This is a genomic window from Terriglobales bacterium, from assembly GCA_035487355.1.
Classification (GTDB): domain Bacteria; phylum Acidobacteriota; class Terriglobia; order Terriglobales; family Acidobacteriaceae; genus QIAW01.
In genome coordinates, this window is the sequence record DATHMF010000022.1 from 97335 (window position 1) to 115136 (window position 17802).

Annotated in this window: 15 protein-coding genes; 6 read left to right on the top strand and 9 right to left on the bottom strand. The window is 56.4% G+C overall.

The window, feature by feature from the left end; all coding sequences use genetic code 11:
• Positions 1 to 96 precede the first annotated feature (96 nt).
• The 9 genes from VK738_04585 to trpE form a co-directional block, all read right to left on the bottom strand.
• The gene (locus tag VK738_04585) at positions 97 to 762 is read right to left on the bottom strand and encodes a hypothetical protein (GenBank protein HTD21906.1); all 666 of its coding nucleotides are present in this window, start codon (positions 760 to 762) and stop codon (positions 97 to 99) included.
• Positions 763 to 886: 124 nt separating this feature from the next.
• Positions 887 to 1228: an MmcQ/YjbR family DNA-binding protein gene (locus VK738_04590; GenBank protein ID HTD21907.1), complete on the bottom strand. Its 342-nt coding sequence runs from the start codon at positions 1226 to 1228 to the stop codon at positions 887 to 889.
• Positions 1229 to 1369: 141 nt separating this feature from the next.
• Entirely contained in the window at positions 1370 to 2524 is a 1155-nt protein-coding gene (locus VK738_04595; protein ID HTD21908.1) for a trypsin-like peptidase domain-containing protein, read from the bottom strand.
• 5 nt (positions 2525 to 2529) lie between these two features.
• Positions 2530 to 3156 (bottom strand): dephospho-CoA kinase, encoded by a 627-nt coding sequence (gene coaE / locus VK738_04600; protein HTD21909.1) that lies wholly within the window; start codon positions 3154 to 3156, stop codon positions 2530 to 2532.
• Position 3157: 1 nt separating this feature from the next.
• Positions 3158 to 4102 (bottom strand): bifunctional 5,10-methylenetetrahydrofolate dehydrogenase/5,10-methenyltetrahydrofolate cyclohydrolase, encoded by a 945-nt coding sequence (locus tag VK738_04605; GenBank protein HTD21910.1) that lies wholly within the window; start codon positions 4100 to 4102, stop codon positions 3158 to 3160.
• A 266-nt stretch (positions 4103 to 4368) separates the two neighbouring features.
• Complete coding sequence (locus VK738_04610; protein ID HTD21911.1) at positions 4369 to 6930, bottom strand: hypothetical protein; 2562 nt, start codon at positions 6928 to 6930, stop codon at positions 4369 to 4371.
• Positions 6931 to 6942: 12 nt separating this feature from the next.
• Entirely contained in the window at positions 6943 to 7728 is a 786-nt protein-coding gene (locus VK738_04615) for a PP2C family serine/threonine-protein phosphatase (GenBank protein ID HTD21912.1), read from the bottom strand.
• A 30-nt stretch (positions 7729 to 7758) separates the two neighbouring features.
• Positions 7759 to 8433, bottom strand: a complete 675-nt coding sequence (locus VK738_04620) for a VWA domain-containing protein (GenBank protein ID HTD21913.1) — start codon at positions 8431 to 8433, stop codon at positions 7759 to 7761.
• A 142-nt stretch (positions 8434 to 8575) separates the two neighbouring features.
• Positions 8576 to 10060, bottom strand: coding sequence for an anthranilate synthase component I (gene trpE / locus VK738_04625; GenBank protein HTD21914.1), 1485 nt, complete (start codon positions 10058 to 10060; stop codon positions 8576 to 8578).
• 211 nt (positions 10061 to 10271) lie between these two features.
• On the opposite strand from trpE, the gene VK738_04630 reads away from it, so the two are divergent.
• From VK738_04630 to VK738_04655, 6 genes are all read left to right on the top strand, one after another.
• Positions 10272 to 11027 (top strand): L,D-transpeptidase, encoded by a 756-nt coding sequence (locus tag VK738_04630; protein ID HTD21915.1) that lies wholly within the window; start codon positions 10272 to 10274, stop codon positions 11025 to 11027.
• 76 nt (positions 11028 to 11103) lie between these two features.
• Positions 11104 to 11286, top strand: coding sequence for a hypothetical protein (locus tag VK738_04635; protein HTD21916.1), 183 nt, complete (start codon positions 11104 to 11106; stop codon positions 11284 to 11286).
• Positions 11287 to 11435: 149 nt separating this feature from the next.
• Entirely contained in the window at positions 11436 to 12812 is a 1377-nt protein-coding gene (locus VK738_04640; GenBank protein HTD21917.1) for an SPFH domain-containing protein, read from the top strand.
• Between the two features lie 266 nt (positions 12813 to 13078).
• Positions 13079 to 14389 (top strand): hypothetical protein, encoded by a 1311-nt coding sequence (locus tag VK738_04645; protein HTD21918.1) that lies wholly within the window; start codon positions 13079 to 13081, stop codon positions 14387 to 14389.
• Positions 14355 to 15794 (top strand): ABC transporter substrate-binding protein, encoded by a 1440-nt coding sequence (locus tag VK738_04650; protein HTD21919.1) that lies wholly within the window; start codon positions 14355 to 14357, stop codon positions 15792 to 15794. Before VK738_04645 ends, VK738_04650 begins: the two co-directional genes overlap by 35 nt.
• Complete coding sequence (locus VK738_04655) at positions 15791 to 17611, top strand: HAMP domain-containing sensor histidine kinase (protein ID HTD21920.1); 1821 nt, start codon at positions 15791 to 15793, stop codon at positions 17609 to 17611. Before VK738_04650 ends, VK738_04655 begins: the two co-directional genes overlap by 4 nt.
• The last annotated feature ends 191 nt before the right edge of the window (positions 17612 to 17802 follow it).

The following is a 17802-nucleotide window of genomic DNA, read 5'->3' on the forward strand; positions in this document are numbered from 1 at the left end:
GTTGTCAGGCACTACCCTTAAGAACGGTAGAGAAGGAGTAACTTGCAATGGGAGCAGCTACAAATTTTGCTGCTCCAAATCAAGCCAAAATGCAACTCATCGTGCCTGAGGCTGGGCCGCTCCTGTAGACGCGCGTATCGGTGTTCTTGCCGGATTCGCGGGCTCAGCAAAACTAAGCGATTCCATGCTGTGAATCAAGCTTTCAATGTCGTTCGGGTTGGTAGCCATGAAAGAGAACGTGACCGCGTAGTTGGGAAGCAAGGTGAAAACCATCGTCCGGTAAAGCGCAGGACTGCCGGGAGCGGGCTTGGAGACCAGATCGATCCGGTAGAACTGTTTGCCTCCAAAGGTGTAGTGCTTGTCGGTGTGCAGAGCATCGAAAGCCCCTGAATGCCCAACCGCCAGTTTAATGGAAGCATCCATGAAAACCTTTAGGGTGTCGGTGGGTTTGAGAACATCAACGTTGATGCTCATGTAACGCATGTCTCCGGCGGCTGCCGCTGAGGCCCCGGGAAGAGCGGTAAACAGCGTATACATATAACTTGCGCTGGAGCTGGAAGGCTGTGTCACGTTGCCCTCCCACCCCTCGGGATAACGATAAGAAAATCCGAAATAGCCGTTCACATAGTGCTTCTCGGTGATAGTCCCATAATCCGGGTGGGCTACATCTGCTTGCGGATCAGATGTCTGACAGACCAAGGGCGATGCCCCCACTAGTACGGCGCAAAATAGAGCAATGAAAATAAAACGTTGTGTGAACACAAGAGCCTCCGTTTTTCAGGGGGAGTGCTTCTAAGGGGGGATTAAAGAGGGTTTATAGGAGACAGTTTACAGCGGAATTTGCTTAGGAGCCAGCAGAATTTCTTAGTTATACCTCAGAGTGACATTACTTCAATTTTGCCTGCACCTTCTTAGGCAGTTTGGCTTTTACCATGTCATAGGAATTGCGGATGAGTTCCTTGAGCTCGCCGGCTTCCAGGGCATCATGGCGCTGCACGCTCACCCACTGGGCGCGGGCCATGTAGGGGGCGGGAATAATTCCTTCTCGCTCCGTCAGCTCGAAGAACTTATCCGGTGCGCACTTGAAGGCAAGATGGTGCGGTGGCCGCAAAACCACAATGGCAAACATTTTTTCGGCAATTTTGAATACCAGATCGTCACCCCACTGCACGGTTTCTGTGGCGTGAGGAAACGACATACAGTAGCGGCGGATGGATTCAACGTTCATCGGAAAAACAGTACTCAGTACCCGGTACTCAGTACTCAGCATCAGTTGGATGGCACAATTTCGATCCGAAGATTCAAGAATTACGCTGAGAAAAGGTCGAACTTTTTCCAACCCTTTGACTGAGTACCGAGTACTGCTTCTTCACGCCTGTTCGTGCCGCTCACCCAGAGCTACATCAGCTTCCATCTTGCGTTTGCCGCGGTAGAAGGTCACGTGTACGGTATCGCCGGCGCGGTGCCGGTTCATGACGTGCGCCATATCCTGCTGGTCCTGGATGTCTTCACCGTCAATGGCAACAATAAGATCTCCGCCCAGCATGATTTGCATGTTGCCCAGGTAGGCGCGCTCGGTGCCGCCGCGCAATCCGGCGCGGTCAGCGGCGCCGCCGGCGACAACCTGCAGAATCAGCACGCCATGTTCGGCAGCTAGGCCCATCTGGTCAGCAAGCTCGGGGCCGACAGGCAGCGTGGCCACCCCCAGCGAAGGCCGGCGCACTGTGCCGATGGTGATCAGGTCGTTGAGCACGGCCTTGGCGGCATTGATGGGAATCGCGAAGCCCAGGCCGGCACTTTGTCCGGCTTCACTGAAAATAAACGTATTCATGCCCACAACTTCGCCGCGCGAGTTGAGCAGCGGTCCACCGGAGTTGCCGGGATTGATGGCGGCATCGGTCTGGATGGCTTCATCTATGAAATTGCCGTTGGGGCCCCGCACCGGACGGATGGAGCTGATAATGCCTCGCGTCATGGTCCCAGCAAGACCAAAGGGATTGCCAATCGCGTAAACTTTTTGTCCTACGGCCAGGCGTTTGGAGTCGCCCAGCGTCGCAGGCTCAAGAACTGAGTCTCCGTGAATTTGAATGACCGCCAGGTCGTTGATCCGGTCGGTGCCCACGACCTGGGCGCGATATTTTTTCTTTTCGGAGGTGGTGACTTCAATCTGGCGCGCGTCGGCAATTACGTGGTAGTTGGTCAGTATGTGCCCTTCGCGATCAATAATGAACCCGGAGCCCTGTCCCTCTTGCGGCACCTCTCCATAAAAAAAATCGAACTGCACGGTACGTGAAGTGATGTTGACCACCGAGGGCAGGACTTTCTTGTAGACGTTGATATTGGTTTGCTCTTCAGCGTCAAACGTCTGCGGCTCGGCGGCCTCGATAATTTCCACATGCGCCGGGCGAGTCACGATTGCGCTCAGCGGAATGGCCTGGCCGAAATCGTGATGATGCGTGGTGAAGTAATAAAAGCCGCCTACCAGGAGGACGACCAAAACGAATATGCGTAACAGCTTCTTCATAATTCTCAAACCCTGCATTGAGCTTCGAAAGCTCTTAAACTTGCAAACAGTTGCTCGGTTTCCCGTTCCAACTCGGCGAGTGTGCCGGCGTTTTCAATAACGAAATCGGCCGCCTTGACCTTTTCTTCGTCTGGAATTTGGGCCGCCATACGGCGCTCTGCTTCGAAACGGGCCTCCTCCAAAGAGAGTTTAGCGCGGGCGGCGAAGCGATGCACGCGCTGCTCCGGCGTGCATGTAACGACCACAATCTTGTTGAAGCGGTCTTGCACACCTGCTTCGAGGATCAATGCCGCCTCAATGACCACGATGGCATCGGGATCATCGGCCGCGAAGCTGTCCATCCATTCGGTTTCACGGTCTATCACGGCGGGATGCACAAGTTGATTTAACTCCTGGACCCTGCCTCCGCCGAAGGCCTTTTCCGCCAGCTTGCGGCGATTAATGCTGCCATCTGGTTCGACGATGTCAACGCCAAAATGTTTCACCACTTCGGCATAAACCGCTTGCCCGGGCTGCATCAGGTCGCGCGCGATCTGATCGGCGTAATTTACATGAGCGCCGTGGCTCGCCAGCATGAGCGCAACCGTAGTTTTGCCGCAGGCCAATCCCCCTGTCAATCCGACACGTAGCATATTAGCGCGACCCCACCATCTGGGGCTTCGCCTGGCCCCGGCGCAGCTTCATGGCTTTGACCGTATTGGACATCAGCATGGCAATGGTCAGAGGCCCAACTCCACCCGGCACCGGCGTCAACGCGCCGGCAACTTCGGCAACCTGGGGATGAACGTCGCCCACCAGGGTCGAGCCCTTTTCGGCAAACTGGCGCTCGCGTTGGGTATTTCCCTTAAAGAATTTTTCAAACTCGGCCTTGTCGGTGATGCGGTTAATTCCGACATCAATCACTGCCGCCCCCGGCTTTACAAAGTCGCGCGTGACGAAACCGGGACGTCCGATAGCGGCAACCAGAATGTCGGCTGTGTGGCAGAGCCCAGGCAAGTCGCCCGTTTTCGAGTGGCAGACCGTCACCGTGGCGTTGTGGTTGAGCAGCAGCATGGCGACCGGCTTACCTACGATATCGCTGCGGCCCACCACGACTGCGTTCTGCCCTTCTATGGCGATTGCGCTGCGCTTCAGGATTTCGATGCAGCCCGCCGGCGTGCAGGGCACCAATCCGGGACGCTTGGTGGAAAGATTGCCGACATTCACGGGATGAAATCCATCCACATCTTTTTCCGGAGAAACTGCCAGCAGAACTTTTTTTTCATCCACCTGCGGCGGCAACGGCAGTTGAATCAGGATGCCATCAATCTCGTCGCGCCGGTTCAACTCATGCACGCTCTCCAGCAACTCCTCGGTAGTCACCGTATCAGGGGGCGTGAGCTTCTCGCTGTAGATGCCCATTTCTTCGCAGGTCTTTACCTTGCTGCGAACATAAATTTCTGAAGCTGGGTTGTGACCGGCCAGGATCACAGCCAGCCCGGGGCGCGCGCCGGCTTCTGCCAGCTTATGCACCTGTTCCTGAACTTCAGCCTTGATGGCTGCGGCTATTTTGTTGCCATCCAATATTTTTGCAGACATAGATTAAGTATAAAACCTTAGAAGCTCTCTCAAAATAGTATGGTCTGACAGGGACACGGTTCCACCTGGTATCCCGCTTGAGGGTGTGGGCGGGTGCATCCTGCTTCCATCGTCAGCAACAGAAAATCGGGAAGGGCTTGGAGTTCTGTGCAAACGAATCTAAATTGTAATACTAAGCCGGGTCTTAATTGTTGATGCGGCCCAAACAGCTAGCGGCTGCACGCTCTAACAGAGCAAAAAACTAACCACAAAGGACACGAAGAAGGCTAAGGATTTATATCCCACAACGTGACCTTATTATCATCGGCAATCGCGAGCGTCTTGCCGTCGGGACTCCAGGCCAGCGATCCCACTTCGCCGGTATGGTCCCGCAGGATGTGCAACAGTTTTCCGCTGGCGACATCCCACAACGCGATTATGTGGTTATCGGGTGCGCTGGCCAGCCTTTTACCGTCAGGACTCCAGGCTACGGCACGTACCGGAGTGGTGCCGCCATAATCCAGTGTGCGATAGGCCCACACCGAGCGCTCGTCATAGATATCCCACAGCCTGATCGTGGAACCGGGGCCTGCGCTGGCCAGGGTCTGGCCGTTGGGACTCCAGGCCAACGATAACGACGCGTCAGGGCTGTCGCTCTCAGTTCGTATCAGCTTCCCGCTGGCCGTATCCCAGACCTTGATGGTTTTATCCGCACTGCCATTGACCAGTACTTGCCCATCGGGACTCCAGGCCAACGATGTGACTTCACCCGTATGGCTGAGGGTCGTACGCAATGCTCCGCTGCTTGCATCCCACAACTTGATAGTTCCATCCCAACTGCCGCTGGCCAGGGTCGTGCCATCCCGGCTCCAGGCCAACGCTGTCACTCCGGCGGAGTGATTGAGCGTAGAAAACAATTCGCTGCCGTTTCCATTCCAGAGTTTGATGGTCCCATTCCAACTCCCGCTCGCCAAGATCTTACCGTCCGGACTCCAGGCTAACGCATAAACGTAGCTGTCATGATTCAAAATCCGCAGCAGTTGCCCGCTCTGCGCATTCCAGAGCTTGACAGTCCGGTCCAAGCTCGCGCTGGCAACTATTGTGCCGTCAGGACTCCATGCCACCGATTCTACGGTGCTGATATGGGCTGGGAGCGCCCGCAAAGATGGGCTACGGTCCACCGGCAGTGTCACGGTAGGCGCTGCTGCTGGAGCAGGCTTAACGGTTGGCGAGTGGTCAGTGGCAAGCAGGGCAGAAGTGAGAAGCGCGATTAACGCAAAGGCACCATATCCCGCAATGAAGCCCATGCGAAGTCTTCCAAAGTCTTTGGTAATCCATACAACACCGATTCCGATCATGAACAGGCCAAACGCTGAAACATCCATGGCCTGGGGAACAATCATACCGGCGGCAATGATAAGCACAAGTATTGTGTAGTTGATGCCCAAAGGCTTGGGCCATCGTGGACGGTACGTAACCAGCCATCGCGCCACGCCCGCGCAGAGCGCAACCAAGCCATAGAGAATGCGCCGTTTCCAATCGTCAGTAGCTAAACAGGCGATACTGAAGCCGGAAGTTAAAGCTGTCAGAAGCCATTTGTTTCCCCTTTGCGTTAGCGGGAAATAAGTCGGAGTGCGCAGGCGCGGCTGTGGGGCCAGTGGTGATGGAGGGGTATGGTGTGCATAAGATACAGCGTACGTGTATTGCACCCGGCGCCCAGCCGGCCTGGCTTGAGTCTGCTTGGTGTAGATGTGCCTTCGGTGGGCCTGTGGACGGGGTTGCAAGTGTTGCCCGCTTTGTACGGCCTGGGCGGAAGGAAACGGATCGCGTCCTCCCAACTGTTTAGTTCGTTCACACCACGGGCAGCTTGTCAGATGCTTGCCGTAACGGTGCTGGATATTAATATGGCACGGAATCAGGGCAGCTTCGGCTTCTTCCAGCGCATTTTGCCATGCCTGCGCATCCGGTCTGGCGGCGGGATTGCGGTGTCCGTCTTCAAAGCAGCGAATAAACAAATGCTGCAGCAATGGGTACAAAATGTTGAACGGCGGAGAAACCGGCATGGGCCGGTAAGGCACCATGTTTTTCGACGAGTAGGGGAAGTGTCCCAAGCGAATGCGCTCTTCATAAGGCGGCGCATCACCAGAACCCAGATAGATGCCGGCAAAGGGATGCGTTCCCTCCATCAGAAGCTGAAAGAGGATGATGGCCAAGCCAAAGCAATCATGCTGGCTGGTGCGGTCCACGGTTGAGAGATCGCAGTTTTGCAGCTCGGGTGGGGTGTACTCGGCTGTTCCCACCGGGCAACGGTAGACGCGGTTACCCTCGGGATCATGCACCTGAAAAGAATCGGTATCCACCAGCGTGACCAGGGCACGCTGAGAGGCGAGTATGTTGCGGCTGTTAACGTCGGCAACCAGATCGCCGGCTTTGTGTACTGCGACAAAAGCTGCAGCAAGATTGCGGGCAGTTTGATGCAGGTAATACCAGCTGAACAGCGGGCAGGATTGCCGCCTGCCTCCAGGATTGTAGAAGTTGACGATGGGAATCAGGTCGCTGACCCGGCGCATGAGAAACCCAACCACCTGGCCGCGCCGGTCAACGTCGCGCAGCAAGTCGATGGGCCAGGCGACGGAAACGTGTCCATGTGAAGCCATGGGATCATCAAGAGGATGGGCCACCATGCAGGTCAGCTTGCGTGCCCGCTCCTGGTTGGGCTCGTGGTAGATCTTGGCGAGAAGCGAAAAATCCTGAGGAACAGGATAGATGCAGCCTTCGCCACCACAGGTCAGTGCCGAGGCCCTACTGAAGCTGAGCGGCCTGCCGCTACTTGCCCGTTGCAGACGCATTGCAATAAATCCTCAAGCCAGCTTGCCACAGGTTGCCAACAGCAGCGTAAGGTCGTCATCGGCCCGTCCGGTGATGCGGGGTGAGCGTAAGAATGAAGTCAGTTGCTCCTGCGCTTCCGCCTCATCGGTCGAGCTCTTCACGAAACGGAACAACGGAGAAAAGAAAGGAATGTGGGCCTGATAGGGCTGCATATCCAGCGCCAGCAACTGCAGGCCGTCAGAAAACAGAGCCAGACTTTGCGGCCGGCCTTGCCAAACGATGATTTGCGCACAGGAAAGATATTCCGCCGATGTCAGGAAGTTGGTCTCATTGACGAATTCTCCGCGCTGCGGTTTGGTCAGCGCCAGAATCTGCTCTTGATTGTCTTCGATCACAGCGGCGCCGTCGCCCACTTGCGCGGCGGCGGCAAAATCCGGGCCAGCTACTACTAAGATCAGAGTTGAAGCCAGATCAGCGACAGGATGGTTCTCTTTCGCAGCCGCTTGTTCAACTGCTGCGCGAGCCGCCTCCAGGGCCAAGGAAAGCAGCTTTTTGCCCTGCTGCTCTTCAAACTTCGGCAAAGCGGTGATGCTCAAAGCCGTGATGCTCGACGACGCTGCCTGAACGGCTGCATCTGCCGCGGTGCGCGCGCCGATTTCGCTGAGAGGAGCAGAGCCGGCGCCATCGGCCACCGCAGCCACCAGGATTCCGCCAGGCAAGACGCGCCAACTGTGAGCATCCTGGCACGGCTGGCCGCTCTGCTGATGGCTGGTTCCCTGTACCGATGCCCCTAAGACTCGCCATGGACCGATTGGCATCTTCTTAGCTTCCAAATATCAATTGTGGTTTCAGACGTTGGCCCAGCCCGGAGGAGGCAGGGCAACCTGGTCGCTGACCTTCGATTTGGAAACGGCGTGCATGCTGGCGGAGAGCCACACGAACAATTCCGCAAAGTTGAGTCCTGCCAGTTTGAGAGGGGTTTTCACCGCGATAGTCGACAAGCGCTCCATGTTGGCGTTCTCCACGCCCACGGCGAAAAACGAAACGTGCTTCAGGCTTTCGTCATTTTTGATCCGCTGTGCGGCCCGAACCACAACATCCTCAGGTTCTCCCTGGGGCTCGCCATCGGTGATCATGAATACCCAAGGGCGATAGTAGGCGATGCCGCTGGCCTTGTACTGCTCTTTGCGCGCCTGCACCATGTCGAGTGCCTTCTGGATCGCTTCGCCCATATAGGTCACACCCTGGGCGGTGAGGGAAGGCGGCTGAAATTGATCGGCGGTCACAAAATCCTGCACCACGTTGACTGCGCTGTCAAAGGTGACGACTGCGACTTCCACGCGGCGCGATGCGACCGGGTCTTTTGACAAGTCATTCTTAAATACGCGCAGGCCTTCGTTGAGCGCAGCAACCGGCGGTCCCTGCATGGAACCCGAGGTATCGAGCAGAAGCACGCACGGGCAACGGGGCTCGGGGTTTTCTGCAAACTCAACCGATTGCTCCAGGTTTGGCTTAGTAGACATACTTACCTCCAATAGCACGAGGGCCGCGTGCGTGGAATTTACAAAATGGGAAGTTGCACAATTATAAACGAAACCCTGAATCTCGCATGACAGGCTGCTTGGAGGCCAGCAGTAGCGAAAGGAGCGAATGCTGAATGTGCGGCTACGTCTTGCTCGCCAACTCGACTGCGCGCAATAATGCTTGCGCCTTGTTCCTGCACTCCTCGAATTCGGTTTCAGGAACGGAGTCGGCTACAATGCCGGCTCCCGCCTGTACGTAGGCCCGCTTGCCTTCGACCAGCATGGTGCGGATGGCAATGCAGGAATCCAGGTTCCCGGCAAAATCGGCATAGAGCACGGAGCCTCCGTAGATGCCACGGCGCACCGGCTCCAGCTCTTCGATGATCTGCATGGCGCGCACCTTGGGCGCGCCGCTCAGCGTGCCCGCAGGGAAGCAGGCGGCGAAGGCGTCGAGCGCGTCCAACTCGGGACGCAGTTTGCCTTCAATGGCAGAAACTAAATGCATCACGTGCGAATAACGCTCTACGAACATAAGCTTGCTCACCTGCACGGAGCCATACTGGCTCACGCGGCCCAGATCGTTGCGCCCCAGGTCAACCAGCATCACGTGCTCGGCGCGCTCTTTCTCATCAGCGCATAATTTGGCTTCAAGCTTCTGGTCTTCCGCTTCATCCACTCCGCGCGGCTGCGTTCCCGCAATGGGACGGTAGCTCAGCTTGTTGCCCTCGACTTTCACCAGCATCTCAGGCGAAGAGCCCAGAACGGTTCGCTCGCCCATTCGGAGAAAGTACATATAAGGTGACGGATTCACCGCCCGCAGTGCACGGTATACATCGAAAGGCTCGGTGGTGAGAGTGAACTCCTGGCGATTCGACAGCACCACCTGGAAGATGTCGCCGGCAGCAATGTATTCCTTGGCCTTCACGATGTTGTTCATGTACTCTTCGCGCGTCAGGATGGTGCGTGAGATCTGCTTGGCAGACGGCACTTTGGATTTCTTTGCCTTCTTCCGATGTTGTGCGGGAATTCCAGCCGCCAGCTTCTTTTCAATGGCGGCAATATCGTGAGCAGCGCGATCGTAAGCTTGCTTCAACGATCCTTTGCGCACGTCGGCGGCTGCGATGATGTGAATCTGGTGGCGCACGTGGTCGAAGGCCAGCAAGCGGTCGAAGAACATGAAAGCTGCATCGGGAATCTTCAGGTCCGATTTGGCGAGCGAGGGGATGGGCTCGAGCTGCCGCACAGTATCGTAGGCAAAGAATCCGACTGCGCCCGCAATAAAAGGCGGCAGGCCTGGGATGGCAGCCGGTTTGTGCTCGCGCAACAGCTCGCGCAGGACCTGGAACACGCTGCCCTGCCGTCGCTCGGTTTTTTTGCCGCGCTCGATTTCAATCCCTTGGGGCCCGGCCCGCAACACCATATAAGGATGCGCACCCAAGAACGTATAACGTCCGACCTTTTCCCCGCCTTCGACCGACTCCAGCAAAAAGGCGTTGGGCTCCTTAGCGGCAAAGCTCAGGAACGCCGAAACCGGAGTCAATAGATCGGCATGCACCGATTTCACCACCGGAACCAGCGTGGCTTCTTTGGCAAGACACTGAAACTGTTTGTAGTCAGGGGTCAGCATGCGAGTGTCTCGATTATAAACAGGGTCGGTTCACCACGGAGGCACGGAGACACGGAGAGAGCAGAGACGTGTCATTGCCCACACGGTGCTGATTTCCTGACACAAAAATCGCCCTACTTTAAAAGTCTAACCCATTCACTTTCAACAGTTTAACTTTAGGTTGCTGACCTGCATTTTCTCCTAACGCAAGCGCGATTCAGGAGAAACGGCGATGAGAGCGAGCGGCAAAATTCAAAAATTTCAGATAGCGATTGATGGAAATCGGCTTCGGCTTCTTAAAGATCATTGGCTGCCGGTAGCTGCCTTCGTGGCGCTGAGTCTTCCTCTGACTTTGGTTCAGACCGTGCCTACAGTGCCGACGGTGAATCCGAATGTAACGAGTTCCACTGTAGTTTCAACCACTGCGATCCCTGCGATTCCCATCCCACAACCGGCGCCGGCAAGCAAGCCGGCGCCCCTGCCACAAACGGCGGCAAAAAAAGTGGAGCACCGGAACCCGCATCGCATTTTGATCAGTATTCCTGACCGCAAGCTGGCGTTGCTCGAAGACGGCAAGGTGCAGAAGATTTATCCGGTCGCGGTGGGAGCGGACGTTACCCCCAGCCCCACCGGCGAGTTTCACATTGCGCACAAGATTGTAGGCCCTACCTATAGCCATCACGGCAAGGTTGTCGCGGCCGGCAAAGGAAATCCACTGGGCAGCCGCTGGATGGGCCTGGACAAAGAGCATTACGGAATTCATGGCACCAACATGCCGCAATCCATCGGCCATGCCGCGTCGCATGGATGCATCCGCATGGGCAAGCACGATGTCGAGGAGTTGTTTCAGCTTGCCGGCGTCGGAGACGTGGTCGAGATCCACGGCGAACGCACAGAAGAGATGGCGCAGATTTTCGGCGGCCTTCAGCCGGAACAGCCGGTTGAAGTAGCGCAGAACCAGGAGCCTGACGCAGGCGGCGGCCGATAGGCACAACCACGAACAAGATCGAATCTGCAATCGATCTGCCTTCGAAGAAGGCAGAAAAGAAAAAGGAGAAAAGACAATGATCAACGCACTGATGGGAATCGCAACCGGAATGGCACTTTCGCTGAGCATCGCAATCTTGATGGAACGAATGCTCTTTCGCGGATTGTTGCGGCTGATGTTCGCCGGACCACGTTTCGTCCGTCGAGCTGTGGAACCCGGCCGTGGCGACCTGGAAGCAATGCGCCGCGCGGGAATGTAGGAGGCAGGTCCAAGGTCCAAGTTGCAAGCTGCAAGGCAAGCCGGATTGGGCGCGATAAGTCCGGTTCATCTGCAGCGGGTTTTTCTGAGAACTGAGAACTGAGAACTGAGAACTATTCACGAAGTTACGCAAGTTTAGGGAGAAGAAACATGCTGGCGCTCAAATATTTGCTCACAACCATCAGCTTCGGGTTTTTCGCCGTAGCTATAGCCTTAACCGTTTTTGATTTTTCTTTGTTGTTTCAATATCGCCGTTTACTGGCCAAGGGCAGTACGGAGAACCTGCCTATCCCTCGGCCGGTGCGCTGGGCATGGGCGGCAAAATTATGTGCCGTGGCATTGCTGCCCATGCTCGTGTCCCAAGGAATTGTTGTGATTCCCAGCGGGATGGCCGGCGTACGCGTCAGCCAAATCTCCGGACCGCAGCCGGGGACGCTTTATCCAGGCGCGCACTTCGTCAAGCCGCTGCTGGAAGATGTAGTGCTGTATGACACGCGCGAACAAATCTTCACCGCCGGCGGCGAGGAAGAAGAGAGCACGGAAGAGCAGGCTGCGGCACCGGCTAAAACAAAGGTCAAAGCGAAGAAGAACGGCATTCTCACCGTGCAGGCGCGCGAAGGATTGCCCATCGGAATTGCAACCACCGTGCGTTATCGTTTAGACGCCAACCGGCTGGCGTTCATCCACAATAATCTGCCGTCCTCAGTCGAAGACGAGTTGGTACCTTCGGTCGTAGCCAGCACCTTCCGCGACCTTATTCCCAACTACACCGTGCGAGAAGTTTTTGCAGTGAAGCGCGAAGAGATCCGCCGCCTGGCGTCGGATGAAATCACGAAAAAACTGGGAGCGGACGGCATCGTGGTGAATGAAGTCATGCTGCGCGACATCCAGCTTCCGCCGGAATATTCCCAAGGCTTGCAAGGCCTGTTGCTGAAAGAGCAGGAGGCCGAGCGCATGGGCGTAGAAACCGAAATCCAGGAAAAGCAGGTGAGGATTGCCGAGCTGCAGGCTGAAGCCTCCAAGGTTCAGGAGGTGAAGCGCGCTGAAGGCGACGCGGGCGTGCGTGTGTTGCAAGCCAAGGCCGAGGCTGATGCCATGCAATACACGCTCCCGCTCAAGCAGAAGCAGATTGAACAAAGCCGCCTGGAAGCCGAGGCACGCAAAGAATCCACGATCAAGAACGCCGAAGCTGCGGCCGAAGCCAAGGTCATTGATAGCAAAGCAGAGACCGAACGCCGCAAGCTGCTGGCCGGGGCGGAGGCCGATCGCATCCGCGTGATCGCGGCCGCCGATTCCGAGCGGCTGAAGAGCGAGGCCGTAGCCCTGCGGCAGAATCCGCTGCTCATTAACAAGATCATGGCGGAGCGGCTCTCCGACAAGATCCAGATCATGATGGTTCCCATGGATGGCAAGTTCTTCCTGGGAGATCTCCTGCGCGGAACACCGGGCGGAACAATTTCTCCTCAGGCCGCCCCCGCGCAGGATGATCCTGCTGAAGATTCCGCCACTAACACTGCAAGTCGCTGAGCGCCTAGTGGAGGTTGCCCTGGCTAATCCAACCGGATGATCCTGCTTCGCCGTGGTGGGGTCATCCGCAGCCGGGCAAGAGCAGTCAGCCCAAGTGAGCAACATGCTATGATGCGCTCGTTGACCTCAGAAACCCCATATTTATTGTCTGGGCTCTGCCGAAGTTGTAAACGGCAGCATCGAGACGCGTATCAGGGCAGGATTTCAGAGACTATAGAAAGAGTCTCGTCCTTGTCATTCCGACACGAAGTGGAGGAATCCCTTTTGTGCCGATAGCTTCTCTGTCCGCGAGCCTGAAATCTTTGGAGCTGATAGGGATTCCTCGTCGCTCCACTCCTCGGAATGACAAATTCAAACGCCACGATGATGCTCAAGCATTTCGAGCACTACATGCGTGTGTTCTCCTGATACTGCTCCTCCTGCCGCAATTGCAAGCACAATCCGCTCCCACAAATTGGAACGAAGCCGCTCGCGAGCTTGCCCATCAGATTGCAGAGAAAGTCGGCTCACCTTCCAACGTTTCGCTTGCCGTAAAAAACACCTCTCCGCTGTCGGGCAGCGATGTAGCTGAGATTCGACACACGGTAGAAGCGCAGTTCAATTCTTCGGGATTGCGGATTGTTAAGCCCGATCAATCCGTTGCCGACGTACAACTTACGCTCTCACAAAATGTGCAGGGCTGGCTGTGGGTGGCGGAGATCCGCCATGGCAATAACAGTGATGCGGTCCTGATTCCGGTTTTTACCCGTCAGGCCCCGCCTCTCCCCGGCGTCTCCAGCACAATGACACTGCATAAAACTTTTCTTTGGTCGCAGCCCAATGCTACCCAGGTGTTGGATGTAGCAATTCTCGGCGGAGGTTCAAATCCCAACGCGCTCCTGGTGCTGGATTCTTCTATGGTCTCTCTCTACCACATGCAGCAATCGCATTGGGAGCTGGACCAGGCGCAACCCATTGCGCGCTCGCGGCCGTGGCCGCGCGATCTGCGCGGACGCCTCATTGTAGGCCACGACCGCAAATTCGAAGCGTATTTGCCCGGAATGAAATGCAGCGGCTCTGCCGATTCAGGTTTGACCATGGAATGCCACAGTGCGGATGATCCCTGGCCGTTGGGCGCGACCAGCGACGGCCCGCGGGGTTTCTTCGGTGCACGAAATTTTTTTACCGGCGTGACAAGCGGGGGCGCCACAAGCACAGGGGCGTTTTTCTCGGCGGCTTCCGCACAGCAAGATTCCAAAGAGTGGTTCTTTGCGCAAACCAACAGCCTGCTGCACTTCAGCGGTAACGCATCAGGGGGAATGAATGGCTGGGGAAGCAATATTGCCGGCATTAAATCTGGCTGTGGACGCAATTGGCAAATCCTGCTGACCGCGTCGGGTGACTATACGCAATCGGATTCCATTCAGGCAGCCGAAGCCGAAGGTGTTGCACTCATGCCGGTGGCAGCGCCTGTGGATTTCGCCGGTCCGGTAACAGCATTGTGGGCTGCTGTCGATGGCAGCAGCGCCATCGCTGTGTCCAAAAATCTGAGCACTGGAAAATATGAAGCGTTCAGTCTTTCTATTACTTGCCATTAGCCTGTGGCTGGCAGGCCTCGGCCATGCTGCCACCCGGCCGCATTACGGTGGGACACTGCGCGTCGAGTTGCGCGCACAGGTGCCCTCGCTCGATCCGTCGGCGCCGGAAGTTTTTTCCGAGCAGGCCGCGCAGGAGCATATCTCTTCTTTGATTTTCGAGCCGTTAGTCAGGCTCGATCAAAAAGGCTCTCCATTGCCGGCGCTGGCAGTTACCTGGCAACATTCACCTGACTTCAAGAGCTGGCAGTTCAGTTTGCGTTCGTACATCAAATTCCACGATGGGATCCCATTTACTGCGTCCAAAGCAGTCGAATCTTTGTTGAAGATTCCTAGTCCTCGCTGGCGCGTGCATGCTGAGGGCAACGATACGTTGGTTTTTGAATCAGACTCGCCGCTGCCAAACTTACCCGCGGAGCTGGCGCAAATGCGATACGCCATCGCCCACGGCGCAGGCGCTTCCATTGCCGGCACAGGGCCTTTTCAAGTTACCTCCTGGCAGCCGGGCAAGCAGCTTGCTCTAAAGGCGAACGACGACTACTGGGATGCGCGTCCGTATCTCGATTCCATTGAGATCACCCTGGGCCGCTCTTTGCGTGATCAGATGGTTGATCTGGAGCTGGGGCGTACTGACCTGATTGAAGTTGGCCTTGATCAGGCGCGACGCGCGGCCCAAGAGGGCAAGCGCGTGGTGACGTCATCACCGAACGAAGTACTGGTGCTGGTGTTCAACCCGGGCAAACCCACGGTCCAGGAAGAACGTTTGCGTGAGGTCATCGCCAGCGCGCTGGATCGAGCAGCTATAAATAATGTACTGCTGCAAAAAGCGGGAGAGCCCTCCGGCGCCCTGCTGCCGCAATGGATGAGCGGTTATGCGTTTCTTTTTCCCGCGGCGCGCAACATGGATCGTGCTCTGCAACTGCGCGCCGAGATCGTAGTTCCCACCACGCTCATTCTTGATTATGATTTTTCTGATCCGCTGGCGAAAGCTGTAGCCGAAAGAGTTGCCGTGAATGTGCGAGAGGCCGGACTCAACATGCAAGCCCTGGGTGAAAATCTGACGGCTCGAGGCGCAACCGCCGATCTTCAGCTTGTGCGGGTTCGCTTTGTTTCCATGGATGCTTCTACAGCGTTGAACAACCTCGCCGCAGCATTGTCATCTGCCAATGCACTCCCCGCGGATGCACCGAAAGCAAGCGATGCCAATACGCCAGCCGCAATCTACCGCTCGGAACACGATTTGCTGAATGGATTTCATGTTGTTCCCATCGCACAGGTACCCGAAGCGTGGGGATTGAGCGGCCGGGTCAAGAACTGGGTACAGTCCCGCGAAGGTGGTTCGAGCATGGCTGACATTTGGCTTGAAGTTCCTCAAGGTTCCGATACGCATGCGGAAGGCCGTCCGTGAGTTTGCGGGCCAGGCTGGTCGCGCTCTTTACGATCACCATTGCGCTCACGGTCTTTCTTGTGGCTGCGCTGGTTTCTTCCAGCACGACGCGAGCCTACGAACGTATTGACGAAGACCGCACCGAGGCGCTGGTCAGCCAGTTTCACCAGGAATTCTCCCAGCGCGGAGCCGATATAACCCGGCAGGTTGAGGCCATTGCTGATTCAGACGAGATGCGCCGGATAGCCGTGGACATGGCCTCCGCGCCTGATTACTCCGCCTTCTGGCAGGAAGCCGATCATCTGAACGCAGGTCGGCTCGACGATCTATTGGAACTGACCGCGCAGGATGGCACGATCATCTCCTCTAAGCAATGGCCGGCGCGCTTTGGATTCAAGGAAGCATGGATCGCGCAAGCTTCACTTGCCGAGTGGAAGGCACAATCCGCTTTTCTAAAACAAATCGAGCTTCCCGACGGAGACACTCTGGCCATCATCACCGTGCGCCCCGTCGAAGTCGCCGACAAGATTTTCTATCTCGCTGGCGGAGAGCGCCTGGACCGGAAATTTATGGCAACGCTGGCCCTGCCTCGCGGCATGGATGCCTGGCTTTATCGCGCTCCGCTCGCGCCCACGGCGTCAGCAACGCTGCTGACCAGCCAGGGTGTTGTCCCCTGGGATGAAAGCGACCCGCGCTGGTCACAACTTAACAATTTGATCTCCGGTGTGCAGCAGCAACGCAGTGAACAGCACGCCACCGTTGCGTGGGCTGATTCGTCTGGGGCTTCGCCGGTTACCCAGACGGTTTATGGAATCCCGTTGTCCGGCAGAAATAATGATGTGTTAGGGGTCCTGCTGGTGAGCAGCTCGCGTGCGGAACTGCTGCACCTCACTCGCCGCATCCAGTGGACTGCGCTGGCCGTCGCTGGCGGCGGGATTCTTTTTGGCATTTTGCTCAGTATGTGGCTCGCGGCACGTGTGACGCGTCCTGTAGAACGGCTTGCGGTTGCCGCCGATGAAGTTGCCGCCGGCCATCTTGGCACGCAAGTGGATGACTCCGCGCACGATGAAATTGGGCGGCTGGCTTATGCCTTTAACCGCATGACGCGCGAGTTGCTCGAGCAACGCGAGCGCCTGCTGCAAAGCGAGCGTGTTGCGGCCTGGCGTGAACTGGCACGGCGCCTCGCCCATGAATTGAAGAACCCTCTGTTTCCCCTGCAAATCACCGTGGAAAATATGCTGCGTGCAAAAGAAAGCAGTCCTGAGCAATTTGAGGAAGTTTTCCAGGAGGGTGCGGAAACCTTGCTGGCAGAAGTCGCCAATTTGAAGACCATCATTGGGCGCTTCAGTGATTTTTCCAAGATGCCCGCGCCGCAAATGCAGGCGATTTCAATCAATGAAGCGGCGAAGAGAGCGGTGAAAGTTTACGAGCCGCAATTCAGCTCCAAAGATCGTCCCCTGATCACTCCACGCTGGGAGCTGGATGCGACCCTGGATAAAGAAAAGATTGACGCCGATCCCGATCTGCTGCACCGGGCGCTTTCCAATCTAGTCTTGAATGCGCAGGATGCCATCCAGGAACATGGAACATTGACATTGCGCACGCGCAACCACGACACAACTGTGCGCATTGAGGTGGAAGATTCCGGCGTCGGACTCACCGAAGAAGAATGCCAGCGCCTGTTCACGCCCTACTACACCAGCAAGCAATACGGTACCGGACTGGGACTGGCCATTGTGCAGTCGATTGTAAGCGACCATCATGGCAAGATCTGGGTCAACAGCACCCCCGGCAAAGGCACGACTTTTGTGATGGAATTGCCCAAACACCCGCTGTAGGTCCTTCCTATACCTTAATTACCGTTTAACTATTACTGTATGTCCTATTTCGCCATTCCGTTTGCATCTTGTCATCCTGAGCGCCGTTTTTTGGCGCGAAGGATCTTGCGTTTTCTTGTCTAGGCGATGCTGTTCTTTACGTACGGAAAAAACTAAACAGGTCTAGGTTATATAAGCTGATTTCTGACCAA